12 protein-coding genes are annotated in these 11,377 nt (G+C 72.7%); 2 read left to right on the plus strand and 10 right to left on the minus strand.

Annotated elements, in window-relative coordinates:
* Positions 1-70: 70 nt before the first annotated feature.
* The 8 genes from ETU37_RS22805 to ETU37_RS22840 form a co-directional block, all read right to left on the minus strand.
* The gene (locus ETU37_RS22805) at positions 71-859 is read right to left on the minus strand and encodes a hypothetical protein (protein ID WP_129989772.1); all 789 of its coding nucleotides are present in this window, start codon (positions 857-859) and stop codon (positions 71-73) included.
* Positions 860-905: 46 nt separating this feature from the next.
* Entirely contained in the window at positions 906-1,181 is a 276-nt protein-coding gene (locus tag ETU37_RS22810; protein WP_129989774.1) for a hypothetical protein, read from the minus strand.
* 318 nt (positions 1,182-1,499) lie between these two features.
* A complete protein-coding gene (locus tag ETU37_RS22815) occupies positions 1,500-2,288 on the minus strand; it encodes a response regulator transcription factor (RefSeq protein ID WP_129989776.1) in 789 nt (262 codons plus the stop codon).
* 75 nt (positions 2,289-2,363) lie between these two features.
* Positions 2,364-3,152, minus strand: coding sequence for an HAD family hydrolase (locus ETU37_RS22820; protein WP_129989778.1), 789 nt, complete (start codon positions 3,150-3,152; stop codon positions 2,364-2,366).
* Between the two features lie 12 nt (positions 3,153-3,164).
* On the minus strand, positions 3,165-3,629 hold the full coding sequence (locus ETU37_RS22825) for an SRPBCC family protein (RefSeq protein ID WP_129989780.1): 465 nt from the start codon (positions 3,627-3,629) through the stop codon (positions 3,165-3,167).
* Between the two features lie 49 nt (positions 3,630-3,678).
* Positions 3,679-4,524, minus strand: coding sequence for an HAD family hydrolase (locus tag ETU37_RS22830; RefSeq protein WP_129989782.1), 846 nt, complete (start codon positions 4,522-4,524; stop codon positions 3,679-3,681).
* Positions 4,521-5,807, minus strand: a complete 1,287-nt coding sequence (serS, locus tag ETU37_RS22835) for a serine--tRNA ligase (protein ID WP_129989784.1) — start codon at positions 5,805-5,807, stop codon at positions 4,521-4,523. Before serS ends, ETU37_RS22830 begins: the two co-directional genes overlap by 4 nt.
* Positions 5,808-5,840: 33 nt before the next feature.
* Complete coding sequence (locus ETU37_RS22840; RefSeq protein WP_165372654.1) at positions 5,841-7,064, minus strand: phospholipase D-like domain-containing protein; 1,224 nt, start codon at positions 7,062-7,064, stop codon at positions 5,841-5,843.
* 152 nt (positions 7,065-7,216) lie between these two features.
* Here ETU37_RS22840 and ETU37_RS22845 point away from each other — a divergent pair, with 152 nt between their 5' ends.
* Both ETU37_RS22845 and ETU37_RS22850 read left to right on the plus strand, forming a co-directional pair.
* The gene (locus tag ETU37_RS22845; protein WP_240755905.1) at positions 7,217-8,791 is read left to right on the plus strand and encodes a bifunctional phosphatase PAP2/diacylglycerol kinase family protein; all 1,575 of its coding nucleotides are present in this window, start codon (positions 7,217-7,219) and stop codon (positions 8,789-8,791) included.
* 19 nt (positions 8,792-8,810) lie between these two features.
* Positions 8,811-9,911, plus strand: coding sequence for a C45 family autoproteolytic acyltransferase/hydrolase (locus tag ETU37_RS22850; RefSeq protein WP_129989788.1), 1,101 nt, complete (start codon positions 8,811-8,813; stop codon positions 9,909-9,911).
* A 21-nt stretch (positions 9,912-9,932) separates the two neighbouring features.
* Here the strand turns inward: ETU37_RS22850 and ETU37_RS22855 are convergent, their stop codons facing one another.
* Both ETU37_RS22855 and ETU37_RS24015 read right to left on the minus strand, forming a co-directional pair.
* A complete protein-coding gene (locus tag ETU37_RS22855; RefSeq protein ID WP_129989790.1) occupies positions 9,933-11,261 on the minus strand; it encodes a hypothetical protein in 1,329 nt (442 codons plus the stop codon).
* On the minus strand, positions 11,258-11,377 hold the full coding sequence (locus tag ETU37_RS24015; RefSeq protein WP_420819125.1) for a sigma factor-like helix-turn-helix DNA-binding protein: 120 nt from the start codon (positions 11,375-11,377) through the stop codon (positions 11,258-11,260). Before ETU37_RS24015 ends, ETU37_RS22855 begins: the two co-directional genes overlap by 4 nt.

Genomic DNA, 11,377 nt, shown 5'->3' on the forward strand with positions numbered 1-11,377 from the left:
CCTTTCGGGGTCCCCGCGGCGGTGCGAGCGGAGGAGCGAAGCGGGGGAGCGAGCAGCGTCGTGGGGTGATCTAGAAGAACCTCGGGTCGGTGATGGTGCCGGTGGCGAGCAGGTAGACGTAGAAGTCGGCGATCGCGACGGAGAACAGCGACAGCCAGGCGTAGCGGGCGTGGTCGGCGTTGAGCCTCGAGACCAGCGTCCAGGCGCGGTAGCGCACCGGGTGCTTGGAGAAGTGCCGCAGCCGACCGCCGACCGCGTGGCGGCACGAGTGGCAGCCGAGCGTGTAGGCCCAGATCAGCGCGATGTTGACCAGGAAGATCACGGTGCCGAGGCCCATGTGGCCCCAGTCGCCGTCCGCGTCGCGGAACGTCAGCACCGTGTCGAAGCTGAGCACCAGGGCCACCAGGACCGCGGCGTAGAAGAAGTAGCGGTGGACGTTGTTGAGGATGAGTGGCAGCCGCGTCTCGCCGGAGTACTTGCCGTGCGGCTCGGCGACCGCGCACGCGGGCGGGCTCAGCCAGAACGACCGGTAGTAGGCCTTGCGGTAGTAGTAGCAGCTCATCCGGAAGCCCAGCGGGAAGATCAGGATGATCAGCGCCGGGGACAGCCGCCAGAACTCGAACGGCGTCCCGAAGTCGGCCGAGCCCTCCACGCAGGTGCCGCCGAGGCAGGGCGAGTAGAACGGTGAGAGGTACGGCGAGGCGTAGTAGTCGCTGCCCATGAACGCGCGCCAGGTCGCGTAGACGACGAACGCCGTGAACACGGTGAAGGTGACGGCGGGGTAGAGCCACCACCGGTCCTGCCTGAGCGTCTTCTCCTCGATGCGCGCGCGACCCGTACTACGGACGCCAGTCGACATGGGGTGCCTCTCGTTCAACGGGTGCGGGGCGGGGTCGGCGGACCGGTCAGTGGGCGTGCTGCCCCTCGGACTCGGCGTCCTGCCACATGCTCTCGTCGTAGGGGTCGTCCGGGACCTCCAGCAGCGAGCCCCGGTCGACGCCCGGCACGTGGCCGGGTTTGGGCTCCCCGAGCTCGTCGAGGTCGGCTGCGATCCGGTCGACGTCGGTGGTCAGCCGGCGCACGCCGAGCGTGTCGCCGTACTCGTGACGCACGCGGGCGGCCGCAGCAGTGAGGGCGGCGAGCGCCTCGCGCGTGGCGCCGACCGGGTCCTTCGATGACATCGCGCACCTCCGGGTGTGACTGGGTGACTCCGTCTCGCCGGGTGACTGCGGTCACACCGGCAGGAGGCCACTCTTGCCGAGATCGGGCGATATCGGAAGGGGGCTCGCCCGGACCGGAGGCGCCGGAAAGCCCGGACGAGGAGGGCGGCTCGCGTTCTCGTCGTCAACCCCCGTCTCCGACCTCCCCCGCCCAGAGGCACGCGGCCGGCCCTCCTGTCCCGGGCGCGGCCCGTCCCCGCACGGGCGGCCCTCCCAGCAGCGTGCGACAGCCCCCTGAGCGGACGACATACGCACAAGCACGTAGCCGAGGTCGGGGGGTCAGGCGGAGGTCCGGTCGGAGCCCGAGGCACCGTCGACCAGGCCGGCCTCCTGCGCGACCCGGTAGGCCATCAGCCGGTCGTGCACGCCGAGCTTGCGGTAGACGTTCTCGAGGTGCTTGCGCACGGTGGCGGGCGCGGTGCCGAGCCGGCGCGCGATCGCGGGACCGGTGTAGCCCTCGCAGAGCAGCCGCAGAACGGCCAGCTCGCGTCCGGTGAGCCCCAGGCAGTCGGCGGGTACGGCGGCGTCCGCGTCGCCGTCGACCGCGACCACCTGCCTGGCGACCAGCACGATCAGCGGCTGGACGCGGTGGGCGAGCGCGAGGGCCTCGTCGTCGAAGTCGTCCCCGGTCCGCCCGAGCGCGAACGCCCAGGTGCCCTGCGCACCCGCGCGGCACGGGATCGACAGCTGCTCGTCGAGGTCGACGGCGCGGAGCGACGCCATCACGCGCTCGCGGCCCTCGGCGGACACCCAGCCCGTGGGCACACGGCCCATCGTCATGGGGTCGGTCGACCCGGTGCGGGCGAACCACTGGATGAGCGGGTGCGAGCGCGGTCCCTCCCGCCGCCAGAAGTCGAGCTCCTCCTCGTCGTCGGTGGGCGCCCCACCGAGGATGTCGAAGCTGAGGCTCTGGTCCGGCCGGAGGCTGGTGAAGGAGGTCCGGCACTCGAACTGCTCGGCGAGCAGGACCTGGATCTCCTGGTGCGGCATCGCGGTCGCGGCAGGCCGCCGCACCAGCTCGGCCGTGAGGTCGAGCCACGCGTCCCACTGCTGGTCGAGCCGTCCCATCGGCGCTCCGCCGATCTCCCGTTGGGTTCCTGAACTGGAGCGTAACGCCGGGATCGGAAATCCGCGTCGGAACGCTCACAGGTCGAACAGCCGCTCCAGCACCCGGGCGACCCCGTCCTCGTCGTTGCCCGGGGCGACGTGCTCGGCGAGCTCGAGGACGGAGGGGTGGGCGCCGGCCATGGCGTACGACGTGCCGGCCCACTCCAGCATCGGCAGGTCGTTGGGCATGTCACCGAAGGCCACGGCGTCGTCGGGACCGACCCCCTGCTCCTCCGCGAGCAGCGCGAGCGTCGCCGCCTTGGTGACGCCGAAGGCGCTGATCTCGACCATCGCGCCCGTCGACGACCAGGTCGTTGTCACGACGTCGCCGACGATCTCCTGCGCCCGCTGCCAGAACGCCTCGGCGTCGAGCTCGTCGTGGCGCGCGAGGAGCTTGACGGTGTGGTCGTCGAACACCTCGGACATCGGCCCGACCGGCGCGCCGGGCGGCAGCCGGTGCCGCTCGACGTACGCCGGCTCCTTCGCGAAGCCGGTGGTCCGCTCGACCGCGAAGGTCGTGCCGGGGATCCCCGCACGCAGCCGCTCGACCACGTCCAGGCCGATCTCGACCGGGATGGTGCGGTAGCTGCGCACCGCGCCGGCCTCGACGTCGTAGACGACGCCGCCGTTGGAGCAGATCGCGAGGCCGTGCGCGCCGACGTGCTGCCAGAGCGCCTCCATCCAGCGGACCGGCCGGCCGGTCACGAACACGACGAGCACGCCACGCTCGTCGAGCGCCTCCAGCGCGGCGACCGTGCGCGCGCCGACGGTGCCGTCACTGCGCAGCAGGGTGCCGTCGAGGTCGGTCGCGACCAGGCTCAGCACGTGTCGAGTCTGTCAGGTGGAGCGCAGGTGCCGCTCCAGGCGGTCGAAGAAGTGCAGCCAGCCCTGGCGCGCCTGCTCGGCGTGCTCCGAGCTGGTGTTCACCCCCGCCTGGTGGAAGTGCATGGACGTGCCGTCGCCGGCCGAGACGAGCTGCAGCGTCACCACCGAGGCGGTGTCGCCCGCGGTGTTCGCGGGATCGCCCGTGGTGAGCACCAGGCGGCGGGGGTGGTCGACCTCGCGGACCTTGCCGCCGAGCCGGGACTCGCTGCCGTCGGGCGCGACCATGACCAGCCCCCAGGTGCCCCCGGCGCGGGCGTCCATGACCGCCCGCCCGGACGGTACGTCGTACTCCTCCGGACCGAGCCAGGCGGCCAGGCCGGTGGCGGTGGTCCACGCGGCGAACACCGCGCACGGGTCGGCCGGCAGGAGCCGGCTCAACGAGTACGCGACGGAGAACGGCTGGTCGGTGCGCGACATCTCGGTCTCCTCGGCGGTGGGTGAGGGCAGCCTCAGACTAGGCCCACGTCTAGAACCAGCGGGCGAGCTCGAACGCGACGCCGTCGTTGTGCACGGTCTCGGTGACGTCGTCGGCGGCCTCCTGGACCTCGAGCGGCGCCTGCCCCATCGCCACCCCGCGGCCCGCCCAGCGCAGCATCTCGGTGTCGTTGCGGCCGTCGCCGATCGCGAGCACGTCGGACTGGGCGACGCCGAGCCGCTGGCACACCTCGGCGAGGGCCGAGGCCTTCGAGACGCCGTCGGGGGCGAGGTCGAGCCAGGCGGTCCAGCCGATGAAGTAGTTGGTGCCCTGGAGGCCGAGCTTCTCGGCCAGCGCGACGAACTCCTCCTCCGACGAGTGCGGGTCGCGGATGATCACGCGGGTGACCGGCTCGGCGACGAGCTCGTCGACGGACTGGATCGTCATCTCGCCGGTGATCTCGCCGTCGGGGAAGGGCCGGTTGAGCCGGTAGCCGACGCCGATCTCCTCGACCGCGACCGCGGCCTCGGGCACCTCCTGGAGCAGCAGCCGCACCAGCCGGCTCGCGTCGAAGGTGACCGTGCTCAGCACCTCGACCGGCGGGTAGGAGAACACCACCGAGCCGTTGCTCGCCACCGTGTGCACCGGGCCGGAGCCGTCGATCGGCAGGCCGAGCTGGTCCCAGACCCGGGTGATCCCGAACGTCGACCGGCCCGTGGACAGCACCACGTGGGCGCCGGCCTCCGCGGCCCGGCGGATCGCCTCGCGCACCGCCGGCGCGACCTCCTCGGTCACCTGGCCGGTCGCCGGGACGTTGGCGAAGAGGGTGCCGTCGATGTCGAGCGCGACGAGCTTGGGCTGCCAGCCCCGGCGGCCGTCGCCGTTCGGTCCCGTCACGGGACGACCGGCTTGAGGACCTCGCGGCCCTGCAGGTAGGGGCGCAGCGCCTCCGGCACGAGCACCGACCCGTCGGCCTGCTGGTGGGTCTCCAGCAGCGCGACGATCGTGCGGGTCATCGCGCACAGCGTCCCGTTGAGCGTCGCCACCGGGCGGGTGCCGCCCTGGTCGGCCGGGAACCGGCCGCGGATGTCGAGCCGCCGGGCCTGGAAGTCGGTGCAGTTGGAGGTCGAGGTGAGCTCGCGGTACTTGCCCTGCGTCGGGATCCACGCCTCGCAGTCGAACTTCCGCTGCGCGGACAGGCCGAGGTCGCCCGCGGCCACGTCGATGACCCGGAAGGCCAGGCCGAGCTTGGTGAGGAACTCCTTCTCCCAGGCCAGCAGCCGCTGGTGCTCGGCGAAGGACTCCTCGACGGTGGTGTAGGAGAACATCTCGACCTTGTCGAACCAGTGCACCCGGATGATGCCCCGGGTGTCCTTGCCGTAGGAGCCTGCCTCCTTGCGGTAGCACGGGCTGAACGCGGCGTAGCGGCGCGGCAACGTGTCGGCGTCGAGGATCTCGTCGGAGTGGTACGCCGCGAGGGGGACCTCCGAGGTGCCCACGAGGTAGAGGTCCTCGCCCTCGATCCGGTAGACGTCGTCGGCGGCCTGGCCGAGGAAGCCGGTGCCGTCCATCGCACGTGGCTTGACCAGCGCGGGTGGGATCACGGTCGTGAAGCCGGCGGCCCGCGCCTGGTCCATGGCGAGGTTGACCAGCGCCAGCTCGAGGTCGGCGCCGACGCCGGTGAGGTAGTAGAACCGCGCGCCCGACACCTTCGCGCCCCGGTCGATGTCGATCGCGCCGAGGATCCGGCCGAGCTCGACGTGGTCGCGCGGCTCGAAGCCCTCGGCCGCGAAGTCGCGCGGGGTGCCGACGTGCTCGAGCACGACGAAGTCGTCCTCGCCGCCGGCCGGCGCCTCATCGGCGGCCGGGTTGGGGATCGCCGACATCGCGGCCCGGTAGCTCTCCTCGGCGACGTTCTGCGCGGCCTCGGCCTCCTTGACGGCGGCCGAGAGCTCCTTGGTGCGCGCGAGCAGAGCCTGCTTCTCGTCGCCCTGGGCCTTCGGGATCTGCGCGCCGAGCTGCTTCTGCTCGGCCCGCAGCCGCTCGAACTCCGTGATGGAGGAGCGGCGCTGCTCGTCGGCGGCCAGGGCCTGGTCGACCACGTCCGCGGACAGGCCGCGCTTGGCCTGGGCAGCGCGGATGCGGTCGGGGTCGTCGCGGAGCAGTCGTGGGTCGATCACCCGCTCAGCCTATCGAGCGCGCGCCAGCGGGTTTCAGGGCTTCGCGACCTTCCAGATCGTGCGGAAGTTCGCGAGGTAGGCCTGCACCAGGGCGCGGCCGGAGATCCGGAACATGATCTCGTCGTTGCGCAGCGAGCGGTCGGACCAGTTGTGCGACCCGGTCCACACGTAGTTGGCGTCGGTCTGCCGGCCGAGCACGCCCGACAGCACCATCACCTTGTGGTGCACCCGCCGGCCGTCGGCTCCCTTGCTGTCCCGGATCGGCACGCCGGCGTCGCGCAGCGTGTTGGCGACGACCCGTCCCATCCCCACGCCGTACAGCACCTTGACGTCGCACCCGCGCCGGTGCAGCCGGGCGACCTGCCGCGCGAGCACGATGCCGCGGTCGCCGTTCCAGGCGTGCATCGAGATCCGGATCACCGTGCGACCGTGGTCGCCGCTGACGAGCGAGGCGCCCTGGCAGCGCACCCGGGCGAGCCGGCTCTCGATCGGGTCGTCCGCGCGCGAGGAGACGCGGTACGGCGCCACGTCGGTCGCGAAGCCGGTGCCGGTCTCGCCCAGCCGCATCCGCGGCTGCGGCGTGTCGTTGACCAGCCCCCGGAACACGTCGGCGAGCTGGTCGTGCGCCTCCCGGTCGGAGGCCATGTAGAGGTCGTTCCACTGCCGCTGCGAGCTGAAGTTGGTGAGGTTCAGCGAGCCGACCAGCACGAGGTTGTCGTGCAGGTTGCCCTTGCGGCCCCAGGTGCCGTCGGAGATGGTCACGAACTTCGCGTGCTGGTTGCCGCGGCCGCCGCGGCACGACAGCTTGCAGACTTTGACGAAGCTCTGGGCCGAGGTGTCCGTGCCCAGCGCCTTCTCCAGCCGCCTCACCGATCCCCAGTGGGCGCTGTGGTCGTCGACGACGACCCGGACGTTCACGCCGCGGGCGTGCGCCCGGACGAGGGCCTCGGAGGTCGACGGCATCGCGAAGGAGTACGCCGCCAGCCGGATCGTGGCGTCGCGGCTGGAGGACGCGATCGCCCGGTCGATCCGGTCGACGAGCGCGAACTGCTGGTCGTGGTCGCCGGTCGGGTCGTTGAAGGACACGTGCCCGCCGGTCTCGGGCGCCGGGTCGGCGCGCAGCACCGCCGCGGTGACCTGGTCGGGCGGGTCGTCGCCGCGCAGGGTGCCGTAGCCGGGGAAGTTCCCGCCGATCATCAGCGCCGGGCCGGTGAGGGCCAGGCTCACCGAGGCGGCGACTGTTCCGACGAGCGACATCTCACACCCCCCCGGTCGGCGACGAACTGGACGGCCCACGCGTGAGGCACGGAGCCGCCGGGCACTCTCGAGCATACGAGCCGTCGGCATACTTGACGCGGCCCGGGACCCGTCACCGGCCGAGCAGGCGCGCACACCACCCAGGAGAGCAGTTGACCTTCACCCGACGCACCCGTCGTGCGATGACGGTGTGGGCCGTGCTGTGTGCCGTGGTCGTCGTCTCCCTCGCCGTCCTGGTCAAGCTGGACCGGCTCGACGTCGTGGACAGCGACGTCGGCGTGGTGGCGTTCGACTGGACGTCGGCCCAGACCTGGCTCGTCGGCGTCCTGCTGTTCATCGACCACGCCTTCGGAACCGTGGCCATGACGGTGTACACCGCGATCGCAGCGGTCGCGCTCTGGACGCGCAAGCACCGCCGTCCGGCGTACTGGACCGTCGGCGTCATGCTCGCGGCCTCGCTGACGACCACCGGCCTGAAGAACCTGATCGACCGCGAGCGTCCGGTGTGGGAGCAGCCGCTGCACCTGCTGCAGAGCTACTCGTTCCCGTCGGGCCACTCCTCGGGGATCGCGTCCGGCGCCGGCGTGGCGATCATGCTGAGCCTGATCCTGGTCCGCCGGCGGTCGGTCCAGCGGGCCGTGGTCTTCGTCGCGCTCACGCTCGTGCTCGTCGTGGGCGCCGACCGGGTGCTGCTCGGTGTGCACAACCTGACCGACGTCGTCGCCGGCTACGCCGTCGGGGTCTTCTGGGTGCTGGCCGGTGCCCTGCTCTACGACCCGACGCCGCGGGCGCGCCCGGTGGAGGCGTTCGCCAGCCCGGTGCCGACGACCCGGCAGGTGGCGGTCGTGCTCAACCCGATCAAGGTCGACGACGTCCCGGTGTTCAAGGCGATGCTGGAGCGCACCGCCGCGGAGCTCGGCTGGAGCCGCCCGTCCTGGTACGAGACCACGATCGAGGACCCCGGCCGCGCGATGGCCGAGCAGGCCGCGATCGACGGCGCCGACCTGGTCATCGTCTGCGGCGGCGACGGCACGGTCCGGACGGTGTGCGGCGAGCTGGCCGGGACCGGCATCTCGGTCGGCGTGCTGCCCGCCGGCACCGGCAACCTGCTCGCCCGCAACCTCGACATCCCGCTGTTCCTGCAGGCCGCGATCGACGTGGCGTTCAACGGTCAGGACCGGGCGATCGACCTGGTGAAGATCAGCGGCGACGGCATCCCCGAGGACTCCCACTTCATGGTGATGGCCGGGATGGGCTTCGACGCCGCGATCATGGAGGGCGCCAGCGAGGAGATCAAGGCGAAGGTCGGCTGGCTCGCCTACGTCGTGTCCGGCGTGAAGAACCTGATGTTCCCGCCCGTCCGGCTCGAGGTCTCCGTCGACGACGGCCCGTGGACCAAGCACCGCGCCCGCACCGTCGTCGTCGGCAACGTCGGCTACCTCACCGCCGGCATGCCGCTGCTGCCCGACGCCGCGATCGACGACGGCATCCTCGACGTGGTGCTGCTGCACCCGAGCCGGTTCCTGTCGTGGATCCCGCTCGCGCTGCGGGTGCTCAGCAAGGGCAAGCGGTCCGACGAGCTGGTGAACCGGATGACCGGCAAGAAGGTCTCGATCCGCGCGCGCGACGAGACCCCGCGCCAGCTCGACGGCGACGCGATCGGCCCGGGCCAGGAGATGTGCTGCGAGGTGCTGCACGGCCGCCTGCTCGTGCGCGTGCCCCGGTGACGCGGGATAGCGTGGCCGGGTGAGCGCACCCGTCACCACCTTCACCTCATCGGTCCTGCCGCCCCGTGAGCGCGGCATCGAGCTCGGCGAGCGGTTCCGCGCCGAGATCGCCGCCACCGTGGCGTCGTACCGCCGGCTGTGGGTGACCCGCGCCGGCGGCGAGTTCGACGTCGACCTGTGGGCCGAGCGCGCGTGGGACACGATCACCCGGGTCGCGCCGGTGCACGCCGACGAGATCGCCGGCATCGCCGAGGGCGCCGGCCGCCCCGTCGAGGAGATCGCGGCGGTCAACGCGCGCACCGAGCTGCTGGTCGCGGCCAACCCGACGGGCCAGAGCGAGTGCTCGTCGGTCGTGTCGGCTCCGCCGGGCGGCTCGCCGTTCGCGGTGCAGACCTGGGACTGGTACGACGCGATGAGCGACGGCTGGTTCCACTGGCGCTACGAGCAGCCCGACGGCCGCGTCGTGGAGACGGTCACGGAGTACGGCATGCTCGGCAAGATCGGCGTCAACGGGTACGGCGTGGGCGTGATGCTCAACATGCTGCACCACGCCAACGACGCGGCCCGGGTCGCGGAGGGCACGATCGGCTACCCGGTGCACCTGCTCAGCCGCCGGATCATGGACGAGGCCACGTCGTTCGACGACGCCGTCCGGATCGTGCAGGCGCCGACCTCGGCGTCGACCTCGCTGACGGTCGTGGACCGGTCCGGGACGGGCGCGACGTTCGAGCTGTTCCCGGGTGGCCCCGGCCGGCTCGACCCCGCCGATGGCCTGCTGGTCCGCACCAACCACTTCGTCTCGCCCGAGGGCGAGGCCGGCTGCCTCGCCTCCACGATCAGCGACTCCAGCACGACCCGGCGCGACAAGCTGCTCGCGGCGTTCGGCGGCACCCCGCCGGCCACCCCGGCCGACGTGGTCGCGGCGATGACCGACCACGAGCCGGAGGGCGAGGTGGGCGGGATCTGCTGTCACCCCGACCGGGCGATGGACCCGGTGCTCTGGCACCGCACGCTCGCCACCGTCGCGATCGACGTCGCCTCGTCGACGCTGGACGTGCGCGCCGACGGCCCCTGCGGTCGCCGCGAGCACCCAGCCGCCGCGGCGACCGCCGGCGTGTGACGGTCTCTCCCTCCTGACGCCTCAGGAGGCCCCGCAGGTTGCGTCGGGGAGCCGACGGTTTCGGCTGAAGTCGAGGCAGGCCTCGCCCTGGTCGTCCGGCACCAGCGTGGTGTCGTCGACCGTCCAGCGGGTGACGAGGTACCGGTCGGGCTCGTCCGCCGAGACCTGCTGGGCCGACCACAGGCCCGACCGCTGCGACGTCCAGGTGCGCTGGTGGAGGTACTGCCCCCCGGAGCCGGCGAGGAAGCCGTCGCCGAGGAACCGCCCGTCCGCGACGTCCAGTGCCCGGAAGCCCTCGCTGGTGGGCGCGTAGACCTGCATCCTCGTGCTGTCGCCGGACTCGTAGCCGACGACGACCGCGGGCGCGTCCAGGCTGGAGGCGATCGCCGAGCCGAGCAGCTCCGGCGCGACGACGGTGCGCACCGGTGCGGTGCTCTCGACGCCGTCCCAGGTGTAGCTGAGCTCGAACTCGTCGCCGGCACGGCGCAGCACGACCTTCTCGAAGTCGCCGGAGAGCTGTCCGTGCGGCTCGCCCACCGGGTAGCGGTCCTCGACCACCGGGAACATCAGTGACGGGTCGGCGTCCATCGCCGGCAGCTGCTCGCACGCCACCGGGGTGGCCTCGGCCAGCCGGTCCCAGCACTGCTCGCCGACCGGTGTGCCGAGGAGCTCGCCGCGCACCTGGTGGTACGACGTGGCCTGGACGAGCACCCGCTCGTCGTCGGGGACACCCGCGTCGTACTCCCCGCTGTGCAGCGCGCGCGTCTCGTCGACCCAGACCACGCGACCCGGCCGGTCGGCCAGCAGGCCTTGCGCGTCGATCGGCGTGAGCGTGCCGTCGCGCCAGGTGACGACGGCTCCGCCCTCCTCGGCGCCGGGTGCCGGCAGGACCACCAGGCCGGGGCGGGAGGTCCCGACGTCGGCCCACGGCAGCAGCCGGGCTCCGGCGCCGACGGGCCAGGTCGCCGTCGTCCCGCTCGCCAGCGCGACCTCGAGGTCGGCGCCGACGAGGCGGACGTCGTCGGGGGTGCCGTCACCGTCGACGTCCACGCGGAGCCGGTCCACCGCCTGCCCGTCGACCGTGTCCGGCGACGGGCTCGGCGTGGGTCCGGCGGGCGCCGGCCCGCGTTCGGGGCGGCCGTCGTCCAGCAGCGGCACCGCGACGACGGCCCCGGCGACCACGGCCGCGGCGGCCAGTCCGGCGAGGACCGCCGTGCGGCGGGACCGGCGCCGGGGCGCGGCGGGCACGAGCAGCGTGGTGAGGTCGTCCGGGGTGACCAGGTCGGCGCGTGCGTGCAGCGCGGCGGTGAGCCGCTGCTCCAGGCCGGGAGGCGTCACCGGGGCGCTCATCCGGTCACCGCCATCGACCCGAGCTGGCGTTCGAGGGCGGTGAGGGCGCGGCTCGCGGTCGACTTCACGGTCCCGCGGCTGATCCCCATCGCCTCGGCGATCTGCCCCTCCGACAG

Origin of the sequence: Nocardioides iriomotensis (assembly GCF_004168035.1) — a bacterium.
Taxonomy (GTDB): domain Bacteria; phylum Actinomycetota; class Actinomycetes; order Propionibacteriales; family Nocardioidaceae; genus Nocardioides_B; species Nocardioides_B iriomotensis.